Here is a 15,227-nt window from a genome sequence, read left to right as displayed (position 1 = left end):
CTCATGGATTTCACGTTCACCGAAGAACAGGAGACCATCTCCAAGCTTGCCCGCGAACTCTTCGAGCGGCGGGCCACACCGAAACGCCTGACCGAACTCGAAGCGGGCTCGGGCCCCCGCTACGACGCGGCGCTCTGGAAGGAACTCGCGAGCGTCGACCTGTTAGGCACAGCCTTGCCGGAGTCGGTGGGCGGTAACGGCGGCGGCTTCGTGGAACTCGGGATGCTGCTGGCCGAGGTCGGCTGGAGCGTCGCGCCGGTGCCGGCCTACGCCACGCTGGTGCTGGGCGCCGATCCGATTGCGCGTCACGGCAATCCGGAGCAACGGCAACGCTTTCTTCCCGGTGTCGTTGCGGGAGAGCGCATCCTGAGCGCGGGCCTGGCCGAGCCGGGCCGCTCCGACCCCACGCACCCTGCCACCACAGCGCACCGCGACGGCGGCACCTGGCGCCTCGACGGGGCCAAGGAGCTGGTGCCTGCCGCCCAATTGGCCGACGCAGTGCTAATCCCGGCCACCACCGACAACGGTGATACCGGCCTGTTTCTGCTGGCGACGGACGCCCCCGGCGTACAGGTGAGCCCGGTGAAGACCACCAACCGCGAACCGCACGCCGACGTATTCCTGGATGGCGCAGTCGTTTCCGATCAGGACCGGCTCGCTGGGGAGATCGAGTCGCTCTACACCCGCGCCCTGATCGGACTGTGCGCGATCCAGCTCGGCGTCGCCGACCGAGCGTTGCACATCGCCGCCGAATACACCACGGGGCGTGAGCAATTCGGCCGGCCGATCGGCAGCTTCCAGGCGGTCCAACAGCGAATGGCCGACGCATTCATCGACGTCGAGGCGATCCGCTGGCCCACCTGGCACGCGGCCTGGCTCGCCGCTAACGGTCGCCCCGCCGAGCGGGCGGCCCGCATGGCGAAATTCTGGGCCGCCGAGGCGGGCGCGCGAGTCGCCGCCACCACCCAGCACGTGCACGGCGGAATCGGCATCGACACCAGCTATCCGCTGCATCGCTACTTTCTGTGGGCCAAGCACAACGAACTCACCCTCGGCCCCGCTTCTCAACAGCTTGCCTGCCTTGGCGCGACATATTCGGAAGGACCCCGATGACGATAACCGCAACCTTGAAGTGGCAAGACATCTCGGTCGGCGACGAGGTCGCGCCCCTCGAGATTCCGATCACCACAACGATGATCGTCGCGGGCGCGATCGCGTCGCGTGACTTCATGCCGGTGCACCACGACCGCGACTACGCCAACAAGCAAGGCTCGCCGAACCTGTTTATGAACATCCTCACCACCAATGGCTATTGCGTGCGGTTCCTCACCGACTGGGCAGGACCCGAAGCGATGGTCAAGAACCTGTCGATTCGGCTTGGGGTGCCGTGCTTCCCGGACGATCCGCTGCGCTTCACCGGCAAGGTGACCGGCAAGTCGGAAGGCTCTGATGGGGAGAACTTCGTCGAGGTAACGTTCCAGGGCGCCAATAGCCTTGGCAACCACGTTTCCGGCACCGCGGTCCTCAGCCTGCTCGACGGGACGGTCTCATGAGCGCATCGCTGCCCGGCGCCGCGGCCATCGTGGGCATCGGCCAGACCGAATTCTCCAAGGAGTCCGGGCGCAGCGAACTGCAATTGGCCTGCGAGGCGGTTAGTTCCGCACTCGATGACGCCGGCCTGACACCCGGTGATGTCGACGGTATGGTCACCTTCACCATGGACGCCAGCGACGAGATCGACGTCGCACGCAACGTGGGCATTGGCGACCTAAGCTTCTTCGGCCGGGTGCCACACGGCGGCGGGGCAGCGGCCGGCACCGTTGTGCACGCGGCGATGGCCGCCGCGACCGGTGTCGCCGATGTGGTGGTGTGCTATCGCGCGTTCAACGAACGGTCCGGGTTCCGCTTCGGCGGCAGCGGACGCACCAGCACCGAAACTCCGCTGTTCATGGCGCACTACGCCCCGTTCGGATTGCTCACTCCCGCAGCGTGGGTCGCGCTGCACGCCCAGCGCTACATGTCGACCTACGGTGTCACCAACGAGGACTTCGGCCGGATCGCCGTCGTCGACCGTAAGCACGCCGCCACCAATCCCGACGCCTGGTTCTATGAGCGCCCGATAACGCTGCAGGACCACCAGAATTCCCGCTGGATCATCGAACCGGTGCTGCGTCTGCTGGACTGCTGCCAGGAAAGCGATGGCGGTGTCGCGTTGGTCATCACCACTGCCGAACGCGCCCGCGACCTGCGGCAGCCTCCCGCGGTCATTACCGCGGCCGCCCAGGGTGCCGCCCATAACGGCGAGATGATGACGAGCTACTACCGCGAGGACATCACCGGGCTGCCCGAGATGGGTGTGGTGGCCGATCGGTTGTGGCGGGATTCCGGTCTCAAGCCTCAGGACATCCAAACCGCTTTCATCTATGACCATTTCACGCCGTTCGTGTACACACAGCTCGAGGAGCTCGGATTCTGCGGGCGCGGCGAGGCCAAGGACTTCGCCACTGTCGAACGCCTGTCGCTGGGCGGCGAGCTACCGATCAACACCAACGGCGGGCTACTCGGTGAGGCCTACATCCACGGCATGAACGGCATCACCGAGGGGGTGCGTCAGGTCCGTGGCACCTCGTATAACCAGGTCGACAATGTCGAACATGTGTTGGTGACGTCGGGTACCGGAGTGCCGACCAGTGGGTTGATTCTCGCACCGGCAAACTGAGGGAGGAGCACCATGCCCAAGCTTGCACTGCTGACCGCGTATGGCGGGCCGATCGAACTCGCCGAGTTTCCGCTTACCACACCAGCGCCCGGGACCGCGGCGCTGAAGCTGCGGATGGCCGGGATCTGCGGATCCGACCTGCACATCTTCCGCGGCGAGCTACCGTTGCCTTGCCCGTTTGCCATGGGCCACGAAATGGTATGCGAGATAGCCGAACTCGGTGACGGATTGACCACCGATGCGACGGGCCAGCCACTGAAAGTGGGTGATCGCGTTGTCACACCATACTTTTGGACGTGCGGCCAATGCCACGCCTGTGCCCGTGGCCGGTCTTATGCCTGTCAGAACCTCATGGCCGGCGAATTCCGTACCCAAGCACGGCCGCCACACTTCGTTGCCGCCCACGGCGAGTATTATTACACCACCCGGCGTCAGCCGCTGTACAAGGTTCCCGAGGATCTTGCTGACGAGGCCGTAGCACCGCTCAATTGCGCTCTGGCCCAAGTGCTATTCGCGCTTCGCGATGTGCGGCTCGGCGACACCGTCGTCATCCAGGGCGCCGGCGGGCTGGGCATCAACGCCGCCGCCGTCGCACGTACCGCGGGCGCCGCCGAGGTGATCGTCATCGATAAAATTTCCGAACGTCTTGATGTCGCAGCCGACTTCGGGGCCACCCGCTGCATCAATGCCGACGGCATCTCGACCGCACAGGTCACCGAGCAGGTGCACAAGTACACCGGTGGCATCGGTGCCGACTGGGTGCTCGAAGTGGTCGGGGTGCCCAACGTCATTCCGGACGGGGTCGGGTTCCTCAATAACGGCGGCACCTTGCTCGAGGTCGGCAATGTCGGGATGGGACGTACCTTCGAACTCGATCCCAGCAGTCTGGTGTACGGCAACAAGTCCATCCGCGGCGTGATGCTCTACGACCCTGTTACGCTTGCCATTGGTTTGTCTTTCCTGCAGCGCACCAGTTTTCCGTTCACCAGGCTCATGCCCAAGCCGTTCCATCTGACCGACGTCAATGCTGCCTTTGCCTCAGCCGACGCCGGCCTGGTGCCCCGAGGCGCTCTGGTTCCGTGATGACCCAGGCTTCTCCTTTTCCCGCAGTAACCGATACCCGAGAGCTCATCGTCGAGTCCGCGTATGCCTGTTTCCGCAAGCACGGACTGCAGAAGACGACCATCGTCGACATCGCCAGGGCGGCCAACGTCTCCCGAAGCACCATTTACGAGTACTTCAGCGACAAGGCAGCCATTCTCGAAGCCTGCGCCGAACACGCCTCCGAGCAGTTCTACCGCGAGATGTCCAAGGCCATGGACCGAGGCGGCTCGCTGGAGGAAAAGCTCAGTCACGCAGCGGTATTCGTAACCCAAGCGCGGCGAGCGATCGCCTCCGAAAAGTACTTCGACGAGGAGGCCATCAGCCTGTTGCTGACCAAGGACGCCGGCGTGCTGCTACGCGAATGTGTTGACTTCTTCGCGCCGTACCTGTCGGCGGCCAAGCTCACCGGTGAGGTTCGCAAAGACCTTGACGTCGAGCCTGCTGGCGAGTGGTTTGCGCGAATATTGTTCTCACTGTTCAGCACCCCGTCATCCACACTCGACATGGACGATCCCGAGGTCGTCGCAGAATTTGTCCGAGCGCACGTAGTGCGCGGCTTCGCCACCGAGCGCCCCCGCCGAGGACGAACAACTTGACGTTGACGGCTACGACCCGCCCGCCCCGCCGGTGCCGAAGAAGCGCCCGGCCCAACCACCGGCGCCGACCGGCTGGCCAAAGCCGCCATCACCACCGTTACCGATAAATGCGGAGTTGCCGCCGTTACCACCACCACTGAACGCGTCCACACCACCGCCCCCCGCGCCGGCATCACCGCCGTCGCCGCCGTCGCCGGCTATCACTCCTCCGTCGCCGCCGTTGCCCCCGGCGCCACCCACCACAGCGCCGGTCCCACCAGCTCCGCCAACGCCGCCGGCTCCGATCAACCCGGCGGCAGCGCCCGCACCGCCGGTTCCCCCGGCAACGGAAGTGCCGGTTCCACCCGCGCCGCCATTGCCGCCGTTGCCGTAGAGCTGCCCACCGGGCCCTCCCGGGCCGCCCGGCGTGCCGCTCAAGCCGGCGGCCCCGTTACCACCGTTACCGCCGTTGCCGATGAAGCCGGCCTCCCCGCCCACCCCGGCGGTCCCACCGATTCCGGTCGGATTGTCGCCTCCGTCACCGCCATTGCCGCCGTTGCCGTAGATGAACCCACCAACGCCGCCGGTTCCACCGTTGCCACCCGATCCGCCCGTGCCGCCAGCCCCACCGTTGCCGAAATAGCCAGCATTGCCACCGTTGCCGGCCGCCGCGCCAGGCCCACCGTTACCGCCGGGACCGCCACTACCGAAGAACCCGCCGTTGCCGCCGTTGGTGCCAGGGATATTGGGCGTCGTACTCGAATAGCCGGCCCCGCCATCGCCCCACAGGAACCCACCGTCGCCACCGGGCTGACCCGGCGTCGTCGAATTCGCACCATTTCCGATGATCGGACGGCCCAAGAGGGTCTGGGTGGGCGCATTGATCGCATTGAGCGCGTTTTGCTGCAGAACTTGTAGCGGCGAAGCGCTAGCCGCCTCAGCGTTGGCATAAGAACCGGCACCGGCATTCAGCGCTTGCACAAACTGTTGATGGAAGGTCACCGCCTGGGCGCCGAGCGCCTGATAGGCCTGGGCGTGCGAGCCGAACAGCGCCGCGATCGCCACCGACACCTCGTCGGCACCCGCTGCTAGCACCCCCGTCGTGGGAGCCATAGCCGCCGCATTGGCCTCGCTTAGCGCCGAGCCAATGCTCGCCAAACCCCCCGCCGACGAAGCCAACATTCCCGGAACCGCCACCAGATACGACATCTGCCCTCCGACCAAGTCAGCACCGACCATCGGCAGCAGCCAGCATATTGCCCGCTCGACGCGCCCGCCGAGTTTTGACCAGACTCGGCCGTAATCGAGTGTGCTGTAAGGGTTTTGAGCGTGCACGAAGGCAGAGATTCGGCCGATTTTTTCCACCCCGAACTCACACTGAGGGCTAACGCCCTTTAACCCCTGGCTAACCCCCGTCTGATCCGTTGCTACCGAAGAACCGGCCCCCAGACCCGCCGGCGCCGCCATGCTGCGTCCCACTGCCGGCGCCGCCATTGCCGCCGTTGCCGATCAGCAGAGCGTTGCCGCCGTTGCCGCCGTTATTGCCGTTGGAGCCGCCGGTTCCCGCGTTGCCGCCGTCGCCACCCCAGCCATAAAGCAGTCCTCCGTCGCCGCCATTACCGCCTGGCCTTTAGGCGAGTGAGGGGGCCGCCCGCGGGACCCACACCGGGAGCACCGCCGGCGGGGTCAGATGGGTAGAGGCGCCAGCCGGTCAACAACCCGGCGGCAGCGGCGGCAACGGCGGCACCGGCGGCAATGGCGGTGCCGGCGGTGCCGGTGGCGCGGGCGGCACCGCCGCTCACGGCATTGCTGGCCTAGACCGCGACGGTGGGTCCGGGGGCGCGGGAGGAGCCGGCGGGACCGCCGGCAACGGCGGTGCCGGCGCAGCGGGTACCTTCTCCGACTTCAACGGCGGACGCGGCGGCAACGGCGGCATAGGCGGCAGCGGCGGCAACGGCGGAGCCGGCGGTGCGGCCGTCGGGTCAGGCAACGGCGGCCAAGGCGGAGCCGGCGGCGTCGCGGGCAGCGGCGGGTCCGGTGGGGCCGGCGGTGTCCCCCTTAGCGGCATCGCGAAGCCCCCCACTGCAGCCTTTGGCGGGGCCGGCGGCAATGGCGGTGCGGGCGGCAGCGGCGGCAGTGGCGGCGCCGGCGGCGCGGCCTTGGAGTCAGGGAACGGTGGTCAGGGCGGAGCCGGCGGCCGCGCCGGCGACGGCGGGACCGGTGGCAACGGTGCCGCCGGTGCCCAAGGCTTCGCCACCCTATCCGTCAATGTCGCAGGTGGCACCGGTGGCACCGGAGGCAACGGCGGCGCCGGAGGGACTGCCGGTGCAGGTGGGGCCGGCGGCGAAGCCAGCGGTTCGGGCAACGGCGGCATCGGCGGGGCCTCGGGCGACGGAGGTAATGGCGGGGCCGCCGGCGCTGGCGGCAATGGAGGCGACGGAGGGAACGCCGGATCTGGCCTCGGGAGCCCTGGCGGCGTCGCCGGCAACGGCGGAACCGGCGGTGCCGGCGGAGGCGCCGGCATCGCGGGCAAGGGCGGTGCAGCCTTGGGCTCAGGCACCGGTGGCGGCGGCGGCGCCGCCGGTGACGGGGGGTCCGGCGGCCGCGGCGGCGACGGCGGGGCTAGCGGCGTAGGCACACTAACGCCCAACGGCGGGAGCGGCGGAGCCGGGGGCAAGGGCGGAGCGGCCGGGAGCGGCGGAGCCGGTGGTGCGGCCCTGACTTCGGGCGACGGTGGCGACGGTGGTGACGCCGGCGCGGCCGGCAATGGTGGCGCTGGCGGCAACGGCGGCAGCGCCGGCAGCGGTTCCATCGTCACAGACGGAGGTGACGGCGGCAGGGGCGGCAACGGTGGCGACGGTGGGGTCGCCGGCGCCGGTGGTGCCGGGGGCGAGGCACTGGGCTCAGGCACCGGCGGTGCCGGCGGTGACGCCGGGGTGGCCGGCAGCGGTGGCGACGGCGGCAACGGCGGCAATGGCGGTGGTGGCGAAACCGCCTTCGGCGCAGGCAATGGCGGCGCCGGTGGCGCAGGCGGCAAGGGTGCCAGTGGCACCACTGGGGCCAGCGGCGGTAACTCCGCCGCCGGCAGCGGTGGCGACGGTGGCGACGGCGGCGACGGCGGTAGCGGCGGAGACGGCGGCAAGGGTGGCAACGGCGGCACGGGCCACAGCGCCGAAGTTTTCGGGAATGGTGGCACCGGCGGCGGTGGTGGGGCCGCGGGTAGCCTGGGCGCCGGCGGCAGCGCCGGCGTCGGCCCGGGCGGCGTGGGTGTTGGCGGCGCTTCTGGCGTTGGCGGAAACACTGGCCAGACCGGCGCTGACGGCAAATCCGGGCGCCCAGCCTAAGATCGCCCGGCGGCGGCTGCGCGCAGGCGGCTCTATTGGCGCGCTAACGCGATGCGGACCGCGTCCTCGGGCGCGACCATGTGCCCTTCGGCATCTGCTGCCTCGGCGATGGCCAGCTGCACGCCCTTGACCCGACCGTTGAACGCGTTCTTTCCCGGCGAGTAGTCGGGTGACACGCACGAGCCTGAGTCCACACCGACATCGCAGCCGTCGTCGGCGGAGAAGACGATCGCAAGCGTGCCTGCCACATGCCCCGCACCGACCTGCTGGCCGTCGACATATAGGGTCACCTCGCCGCCCTTGCCCAAACCGCCACCGGCGTAGGCGAATTCCATGCGCACCTGATGCGCGCCGGCTGGCAACGGCTCGGTGGACTCAACGTAGAAGCGCTTGATCCCACCCAGGTTGTAGCAGTACTTGAGCTTGCCGTCTTTAACGTAGAGGCTCCAGCCGCCGATGTTGGCGCCCTGCGCGACTATCACGCCGTCGGCGCCGGTCTCGGGCACCTCGATCTCGGCCGTCACCGAGTGCGACTTGTTCTTCATGTTGAGCACACAGTTCTCCGACAACCGGCCCATGCCACCAAACAGCACCTGACTGTTGCCCCTGATCAGCATTGGCCTGCCCGCCAGGTCGGAGTTGAGCCGGCTGGCGGTGTCGTCGTTCAGCGGCAGGACGTTGTAGCGGGTCGCCTCGATCAGCCAAAGCCGCTGCAGCTCATGCAGTTTCTCGGGCATCTCTTTGGACAGGTCCGTGGCCTGGCTCCAGTCCTTGGTGGTGTCGTACAGCTCCCACACGTCGTCGTCGAACGCCGGTGTCTCCTCCCCGAGGAGGATCCACGGCGTCTTGTGCTTGGTCACCGCGGTCCAGCCCTTGTGGTAGATGCCACGGTTTCCGAACATCTCGAAGTACTGCGTCTCGTGCCGGTCCGGCGCCTGCGGATCATCGAATGAATACAGCATGCTGACCCCTTCGATGGGATGCTGCTGCACACCGTTGACGAACAACGGCTCCGGCAGCCCCGCCGCCTCCAGGATCGTCGGCGCCACGTCGATGACGTGGTGGAACTGCCAGCGCATCTCACCCTTCGCGGCGATACCGTTGGGCCAGTGCACAATCGTGCCGTTGCGGGTGCCACCCCAGTGCGATGCCACCTGCTTGGTCCATTGGTAGGGCGTGTCCATCGCGTGCGCCCAGCCCACCGAGTAATGGTTGTAGGACTCCGGCCCGCCGAACTTGTCGAGGCGCTCCATCATGAACTCCGGCGTCTCGATCGCTGCCATGCCGTTGAAGTTCAACATCTCGTTGAACGTGCCGTTGATCGTGCCCTCGGCCGATGCGCCGTTGTCCCCAATGATGTAGAAGACAAGCGTGTCGTCGAGCAGACCGAGCCGGTCCACGGCGTCGATGAGCCTGCCCACGTGGTGGTCGGTGTATTCCAAGAATCCTGCATAGACCTCCATTTGCCTGCGCAGAACGGGTTTGAGGTCCTCCGGCATGTCATCCCACGCCGGGATCTCGGCGTGACGCGCGGTCAGCTGGCAGTCCGCCGGGATCACCCCGAGTTCTTTTTGCCGGGCAAAGGTTTGCGCACGCAGAGCGTCCCAGCCCGCATCGAACTTGCCTCGGTACTTGTCGGCCCACCCCTGCGGCACATGGTGCGGCGCATGGGTCGCCCCAGGGGCGAAGTAGACGAAGAACGGCGTGTCAGGGGCCAGCGCCTTCTGCTGTCCGATCCAACCGATGGCCTTATCCGTCATGTCCTCCATGAAGTGGTAACCCTCTTCAGGGGTACGGTCCACCTCGACCGGCGTGGTGCCCTCATACAGGCTCGGATCCCACTGGTTGGCCTCGCCGCCGATGAAGCCATAGAAGTATTCGAAACCGCCACCGCCGGCGGGCCATGCGTCAAACGGCCCGACGGGGCTGGTCTGCCAGACCGGGACCTCGTGGCACTTGCCGAACTGGGCTGTGTTGTACCCGTTGAGCTTCAGCGTCCGCGCGATCGGCGACATCGTGTTGGGTAACACCGAACTGTATCCGGGTGCTCCGGTGGCGATTTCGGTAATCCCGCCCATGCCGGCGGAGTGGTGATTGCGCCCGGTCAGCAATGCCTGCCGCGTCGGCGAGCACAACGCGGTGGTGTGAAACCGGTTGTACCGCAACCCGCCGCCGGCGAGGCGTTCGGCGGCCGGCGTCTGACATGGGCCGCCGAACGCGCTCGCCGCACCGAACCCGACATCGTCAAGCAGGATCAGCAACACATTCGGGGCGCCCGGGGGTGGGCGTAGCAGCTCGATCGGCGGGTATGTGCTGTCGGGATCCTTCGCGTCATACGTGATCAGCCCCGTGCGGGGAGCACTGGGAATCGGCAGATGTGTTCTTGACCGGTGCATTCTTCCTCCCTCGACGTGCGTGCCAATCGACGCTACAGCCGCAGCGTTTCTTGCTCGGTCGTCCTCACCAGAGATTCCGGTAGCAGGGAGGTGACGGTCCCTGGTGCGCACGAATTCGTCCGTTCGATCGAGGATGCGGCCGCGGTGGACGAGCCGAACCAGGTGGTGAGCGCGTCCGCGAGCCCAAGGTGACGTTCGTCCCCCACCCAGGCAACATATCCGTCGGGCCGGATCAACACCGCGGTGGGGGCCGTGACCACACCAAGCACCGGAAGTTCCCAACCGCCAACATATTTCGCGTCAACGAGTTGAACCCGATCCGCCCAACCGGTGATGTCGACGTCGAAGCCGCCCGGCCCACCAAGGTTGAGCAGCACTGGCCTGCCACGGTGCAGCAGGGTAAATACCCGCACCGGGCCGTCGGTGGTGACCAGGTCGAGATCGGGCATCCGGCGCCCAAGCAGCGGGTGTCCCTCACCGAAGTCGTAATGGATATCCAGACCGGACATCATCCCGGCGAATCGCTTGCGTGGCTCGTCCATGCTCAGCAGCTCGGACACGGTGTCGCGCAACGCGTCGATACGCTCGCCCGCGCCGAGCAGTGCGGTTTGCGCCATCGTGTTGTGCAACACACGGGCGGCGACGGGATGGCGCTCGGCGTGGTAGGTATCGAGCAGGCTGTCGGGCGATATCCCATTGACCACCTGGGCCAGCTTCCAACCCAGATTCACCGCATCCTGCACACCGGTGTTGAGGCCCTGCCCGCCGGTCGGGAAATGCACGTGTGCGGCGTCGCCGGCCAGCAGGACCCGTCTGTCGCGATAGGCTGCGGCCTGCCGCGTCATGTCGGTAAACCTGGAAATCCAAGTGGGACTGTGGATCCCGAAATCCGTCCCGTATACGGCGATGAGCGCCTCGCTCAGATCGGGCAAGGTGGGTTCGCTCACTGCTCCGAGGCGCTGCTCGGTCACCATGACCCCCGCCGACCCGCCAACCTCCAACCGGCTGAGGGCATGGATACCGAGGGCGTCGCGGCGCAGCCCCCATTCCGGTTCCTCGCCCTCCTCAACGTCCAGCTCGACCTCGGCGATCAGGCAGCTCGTCGTCGGATCCCACCCCGGGAACGCGATGCCGGCCGCTTTACGGACCAGGCTGCGTCCCCCGTCGCACCCGACGAGATACTCCGCCCGCAGCGAGTCGCCGTCGGACAGCTCGACGTCGACGCCAGTGTCGTCTTGGGCGATACCAGTCACCTCGCGTCCGCGATAAATCGGCACCGCCAACTCGCCAACCCAGCCTGCAAGAATGCGTTCGATGTTGTTCTGCCGCAGCGCGAGCCCATAGGGATGGCGGGTGGGAAAGTCGCTGATGTCCAACCGAATCCACGCGAATCCCGCGACCTGCGCCCGCTGTCCCTGAGACAGGAACCGATCGGCAATTCCGCGCTGATCGAGAACCTCGATGGTGCGTGAATGCAGACCGCCCGCGCGCATGCCAATCAGGTCCTGGCTGGCGCGCCGCTCGACGATGGCAACGTCGACTCCTGCCAACGCCAACTCACCAGCCAGCATCAGCCCTGTCGGCCCGCCTCCGGTGATGACTACCGCATGGTCGGACATCGGTTCGACCTCACGGCGCGACCATCCGGTGCCAATGAACGACGCAACTCCTAACCCCGCTTCCAGTGAGTTCTGGCCTCTGCCAGCCATTTTGCGCCACGACCTCGGTCCTGCCGCAAGTCCCCAGGTGGGGCAGCACCATGCGCTGGCGCCGAGGGCGTTGAAACAATGAATACAAATGATACATTATCAATATGAGTGTTCCGCAGCGGCTCAATCGCATGCCCGGCCCGTGGGAACCCAGCCTGGTTCAGTCGCTGCAATGGCTCACACGGCCGGACTTCTATCAGCGCATGGCCGATCGGTACGGCCCGGTGTTCCGGATGAGATTCCTTTATTGGGGCGATATCGCGGTGTTCACAACGAGCAACGCTGCGCAGCAGATCCTTACGCTGCCTAGGACTGTCGCACACAGTGGCATGGAGGCCCTGCGCGAGGGCATGGGACCCCACGCCGTCGTGTTGCTGAACGAAGACGAGCACCGACGGATGCGCAAACTGCTGATGCCGCCGCTGATGGGGAGCCGGCTCAAGCAGTGGGAGGTGTTAATAGAGCGGCGCACCATGGCAGAAGTCTCCCGGTGGCCGGTGAATGAGCCGTTCGCGATCCGGCCGATCGCCGAGGAGATCACGCTGGATGTGATCGCCAAGATCGTGTTCGGAATGCGCGATGCGGCGCGCGCGCAAGAGCTGCGGGCGCTGTTGCCTGCTCTCTACAACTGGGGCCCTGTGACAGCGCTCGGCTTTATCTCCCCGCTCGGCCGGCTTGATCTAGGCGGGTGGAGCCCGTGGGGACGCTTCCGCCGCAAGCGGGACCGCATCGACGAGCTACTGTATTCCGAAATCGCCTTGCGCAGGCGCGAATTCGCCGCCGGCGATGACCGCGCTGAGGCCAGCGACGACCGCAGCGACCTACTGTCGGTCCTTCTTCTCGCCAGAGATGAAGACGGCAACGGCCTTACCGACGCCGAGGTGCGCGACCAGCTTGTGGCCATGCTGCTGGCCGGCCACGAGACCAGTGCCACCGCGATCGCGTGGGCGGTGGAACGACTCACGCACAACCCTTCGGTGCTCGAGCGACTCCTCGGTTCGCTGGAGGAGGGCGACACCGCCTACCTGGAGGCCGTGATCAAGGAGACGCTGCGCAGCCGCCCCGTCGCGCATGAGGTGCCGCGGGTACTGGCTCGAGACGCCGAGATCGACGGCTGGGCCTTGCCCGCTGGCACTGGCGTCGGCATCGCGATCCCGGTGTTGCACCACGATCCCACGCTGTATCGCGAACCCGACAAATTCCGGCCAGAGCGCTTTCTGGACGGCAACGAACCCGACCCCAGTGCCTGGCTGCCGTTCGGTGGTGGGGTGCGGCGCTGCCCAGGCGCCAACCTCGCGATGCTCGAAATGCGCGTGGTCCTAACGACCATCCTGCGTCACGTGCGTCTGGAACCCGACCGACCCGAACCGGAGACGCCCACCGCCTACCACGTCACGACCGTCCCGGCGCGCGGCGGACGCGTCGTGGTCACCGAGCGGCTCCGACGCCATTCGGAGGTGGTGTCGTGACCCACACTGCCGTACGACTGTTGCGAGAAGCGGCCCGCGCCATAGGTTTAGGGGCAGTCGACGGCACTGACGACACCACTCGCGGCGCGATCGCCGATGCCGCGCTGCGCCAGTTCGAGCTGTTCGGCCTGGCACGCTCGACGGTCGAGGACGTTGCCAAGCGCGCCAAGGTCGGTCGCGTGACCGTCTACCGGTATTTTCCCGGCAAGAACGCACTTATCGAGGCCGTTGCGCTGCGTGAATTGCGCAACTTCCTGGCCGACTTGGACCGTCTTATCGAGCCGCTGGAGGATCCGGAGGAAATGATCGTGGAGGGCTTCGCGTTCACCCTGCGCGCTGTCCGGTCCCACCGGCTGCTGCAACGGTTGATCGAGAGTGAACCGGAATTGGCGCTGCCTTGGTTCACGGTACAAGGCGCCCCGATCATCACCGAGGCCACCGAATTCCTCGCCACCCATGTGGCCCGCGAGCCGGGCGAAAGCCGCAGCACCCCAGAACTTTTGGCTACCGCCGAGATCGTGGTCAGGCTCATCGTGTCGTTCTTGCTCACCCCAAAGGTAATCATCGATCTCGACGACGACGAGAGTTCGCGTACGTTTGCGCGCCGCTACTTCGTCCCAATGCTGGCTGCCCCCAAGAGTGCGGCGCAGCCCGTGAATGCGCGACACACCCTATCGACATGACCGACATGGCAGCGCCTGCCGACTTGCACGCGCCGCTAGAGCTGCCGTGCGGTGTCGTGCTGCCGAACCGCGTGGCCAAGGCGGCGATGAGCGAACAGCTGGCCGACCGGCAGGGCCGCCCATTGCCAGCGCTCGTGGCGCTGTACCAGCGATGGGCCGCAAGCGGTGCCGGCTTGCTCATCACGGGCAACGTTGCGGTCCAGCCATCGCAACTGGTCGAGCCATACAACGTGGTCGTAACCGCCGATGACGACCCAACCTGGCTAGCGGAGTGGGTTGACGCCGCCAAATGCCATGGCGCCCGATTGTTCATGCAGCTCAATCACCCTGGACGGCAAGCGCTTCGCGCTGTCACGGGGCGATCACTGGCACCGTCGGCGGTGTCGCCGCGTCAGCGGCTGCTCCGTTGGGCACTCGCGCGGCCCATCGAGATGACGGTTGCCGATATCGGCCGCATCGTCGAGGCATTCGCGGCAAGCGCAGCCGTCGCCGAGCGAGCCGGCTTCGACGGTGTCGAGGTTCATGCCGCCCACGGTTACCTGCTGAGTCAGTTCCTCTCACCGCTGACGAATCACCGGCGTGATGGCTGGGGCGGCTCAATCGAGCGGCGATCCCGGATCCTGATGGAGGTCGTGCGGGCAATACGCGGACGGGTTGGCCGGCGTTTTGCGGTCACAGTCAAACTCAACGCGAGCGACTTCGAAGACGGAGGCTTTAGCGTGGATGACGCGGTGTGTGTCGCGGCCGCCTTGGAGCCCGAAGGGATTGATCTGCTTGAGGTTTCGGGGGGATCGGGCAGCTATTGGCTGCATCTGCTCGGGGCGGCAACACCGACCGCCGGCTACTTCACCACGAGCGTCGAACATATCCGGCACGCGGTCGACGTGCCGGTGATGCTCACCGGCGGCCTGCGTGATGGAACAGTCGTCCGGGAGTTGGTCGCGCGGGGTGTAGTCGACGTAATCGGGCTGGCACGTCCCTTCGCAGTCGATCCGAACGCAGCCAGACGCTTGCTGGCCGGTGGCACGCTGGACAACTTGCCGACTCCGCGGCGGTCGGCTGTGCGGGCCGTCGGTGCGGCTCTTAGCAGCCCGTGGCATCAGCAACAGCTGCGCCGTCTCGGTAGGGGCCTTGACCCCCAACCCAGCCGGGGGAGGGCGGGCACAGCGGCTCGGTTGGTGGAGATGCAATTGCGGTGGCGCACCGGCCGAAACCCCGCGCTTTAAGG

General features: G+C 66.8%; 12 protein-coding genes and 1 pseudogene. 9 read left to right on the top strand and 4 right to left on the bottom strand.

What is annotated here, in order from left to right:
* The first annotated feature begins 3 nt into the window (after window positions 1-3).
* From MSIMFI_RS00570 to MSIMFI_RS00550, 5 genes are read left to right on the top strand one after another with little or no spacing between them, the layout of a single operon-like run.
* Window positions 4-1,113 (top strand): acyl-CoA dehydrogenase family protein, encoded by a 1,110-nt coding sequence (locus MSIMFI_RS00570; protein ID WP_191495739.1) that lies wholly within the window; start codon window positions 4-6, stop codon window positions 1,111-1,113.
* Window positions 1,110-1,553, top strand: a complete 444-nt coding sequence (locus MSIMFI_RS00565) for a MaoC family dehydratase (protein WP_191495738.1) — start codon at window positions 1,110-1,112, stop codon at window positions 1,551-1,553. Before MSIMFI_RS00570 ends, MSIMFI_RS00565 begins: the two co-directional genes overlap by 4 nt.
* A complete protein-coding gene (locus MSIMFI_RS00560; protein ID WP_186242305.1) occupies window positions 1,550-2,719 on the top strand; it encodes a lipid-transfer protein in 1,170 nt (389 codons plus the stop codon). Before MSIMFI_RS00565 ends, MSIMFI_RS00560 begins: the two co-directional genes overlap by 4 nt.
* A 12-nt stretch (window positions 2,720-2,731) precedes the next feature.
* Window positions 2,732-3,802, top strand: coding sequence for a zinc-binding dehydrogenase (locus MSIMFI_RS00555; RefSeq protein WP_191495737.1), 1,071 nt, complete (start codon window positions 2,732-2,734; stop codon window positions 3,800-3,802).
* Complete coding sequence (locus MSIMFI_RS00550; protein ID WP_191495736.1) at window positions 3,802-4,419, top strand: TetR/AcrR family transcriptional regulator; 618 nt, start codon at window positions 3,802-3,804, stop codon at window positions 4,417-4,419. Before MSIMFI_RS00555 ends, MSIMFI_RS00550 begins: the two co-directional genes overlap by 1 nt.
* Before the next feature lie 9 nt (window positions 4,420-4,428).
* Here MSIMFI_RS00550 and MSIMFI_RS00545 read toward each other — a convergent pair whose 3' ends face one another.
* Window positions 4,429-5,607, bottom strand: a complete 1,179-nt coding sequence (locus tag MSIMFI_RS00545; RefSeq protein ID WP_191495735.1) for a PE family protein — start codon at window positions 5,605-5,607, stop codon at window positions 4,429-4,431.
* Window positions 5,608-6,014: 407 nt separating this feature from the next.
* A complete protein-coding gene (locus MSIMFI_RS00540) occupies window positions 6,015-6,200 on the bottom strand; it encodes a hypothetical protein (RefSeq protein ID WP_191495734.1) in 186 nt (61 codons plus the stop codon).
* Between the two features lie 3 nt (window positions 6,201-6,203).
* Here MSIMFI_RS00540 and MSIMFI_RS00535 point away from each other — a divergent pair, with 3 nt between their 5' ends.
* Window positions 6,204-7,742 carry a hypothetical protein gene (locus MSIMFI_RS00535; RefSeq protein WP_449867705.1) on the top strand — a complete coding sequence of 513 codons (1,539 nt, stop codon included), beginning with the start codon at window positions 6,204-6,206 and terminating at the stop codon, window positions 7,740-7,742.
* Between the two features lie 32 nt (window positions 7,743-7,774).
* Here MSIMFI_RS00535 and MSIMFI_RS00530 read toward each other — a convergent pair whose 3' ends face one another.
* Both MSIMFI_RS00530 and MSIMFI_RS00525 read right to left on the bottom strand, forming a co-directional pair.
* On the bottom strand, window positions 7,775-10,138 hold the full coding sequence (locus MSIMFI_RS00530; protein WP_191495732.1) for an arylsulfatase: 2,364 nt from the start codon (window positions 10,136-10,138) through the stop codon (window positions 7,775-7,777).
* A 140-nt stretch (window positions 10,139-10,278) separates the two neighbouring features.
* Window positions 10,279-11,757, bottom strand: a pseudogene (locus MSIMFI_RS00525) (FAD-dependent monooxygenase); the annotation flags it as partial.
* Between the two features lie 194 nt (window positions 11,758-11,951).
* Between MSIMFI_RS00525 and MSIMFI_RS00520 the strand changes: the two are divergent.
* The 3 genes from MSIMFI_RS00520 to MSIMFI_RS00510 are packed head-to-tail and all read left to right on the top strand — an operon-like array spanning window position 11,952 to window position 15,225.
* Complete coding sequence (locus tag MSIMFI_RS00520; protein WP_191495731.1) at window positions 11,952-13,316, top strand: cytochrome P450; 1,365 nt, start codon at window positions 11,952-11,954, stop codon at window positions 13,314-13,316.
* The gene (locus tag MSIMFI_RS00515) at window positions 13,313-13,999 is read left to right on the top strand and encodes a TetR/AcrR family transcriptional regulator (protein WP_191495730.1); all 687 of its coding nucleotides are present in this window, start codon (window positions 13,313-13,315) and stop codon (window positions 13,997-13,999) included. The genes MSIMFI_RS00520 and MSIMFI_RS00515 overlap by 4 nt, the downstream gene beginning before the upstream one ends.
* Window positions 13,996-15,225, top strand: a complete 1,230-nt coding sequence (locus tag MSIMFI_RS00510) for an oxidoreductase (RefSeq protein WP_191495729.1) — start codon at window positions 13,996-13,998, stop codon at window positions 15,223-15,225. The genes MSIMFI_RS00515 and MSIMFI_RS00510 overlap by 4 nt, the downstream gene beginning before the upstream one ends.
* Window positions 15,226-15,227 lie beyond the last annotated feature (2 nt).

It is taken from the genome of Mycobacterium simulans (genome assembly GCF_900232995.1).
Lineage (GTDB): Bacteria > Actinomycetota > Actinomycetes > Mycobacteriales > Mycobacteriaceae > Mycobacterium > Mycobacterium simulans.
Note: the sequence above shows the minus strand (reverse complement) of the source record. Positions and strands in the feature narration are given on the sequence as shown.

Excerpts from the sequence above, each read along its gene's own strand:
- MSIMFI_RS00510 (WP_191495729.1), top strand. The coding sequence starts at position 13,996 with ATGACCGACATGGCAGCGCCTGCCGACTTGCACGCGCCGCTAGAGCTG.
- MSIMFI_RS00530 (WP_191495732.1), bottom strand. The coding sequence starts at position 10,138 with ATGCACCGGTCAAGAACACATCTGCCGATTCCCAGTGCTCCCCGCACG.
- MSIMFI_RS00545 (WP_191495735.1), bottom strand. The coding sequence starts at position 5,607 with ATGTCGTATCTGGTGGCGGTTCCGGGAATGTTGGCTTCGTCGGCGGGG.
- MSIMFI_RS00520 (WP_191495731.1), top strand. The coding sequence starts at position 11,952 with ATGAGTGTTCCGCAGCGGCTCAATCGCATGCCCGGCCCGTGGGAACCC.
- MSIMFI_RS00560 (WP_186242305.1), top strand. The coding sequence starts at position 1,550 with ATGAGCGCATCGCTGCCCGGCGCCGCGGCCATCGTGGGCATCGGCCAG.
- MSIMFI_RS00550 (WP_191495736.1), top strand. The coding sequence starts at position 3,802 with ATGACCCAGGCTTCTCCTTTTCCCGCAGTAACCGATACCCGAGAGCTC.
- MSIMFI_RS00570 (WP_191495739.1), top strand. The coding sequence starts at position 4 with ATGGATTTCACGTTCACCGAAGAACAGGAGACCATCTCCAAGCTTGCC.
- MSIMFI_RS00555 (WP_191495737.1), top strand. The coding sequence starts at position 2,732 with ATGCCCAAGCTTGCACTGCTGACCGCGTATGGCGGGCCGATCGAACTC.
- MSIMFI_RS00565 (WP_191495738.1), top strand. The coding sequence starts at position 1,110 with ATGACGATAACCGCAACCTTGAAGTGGCAAGACATCTCGGTCGGCGAC.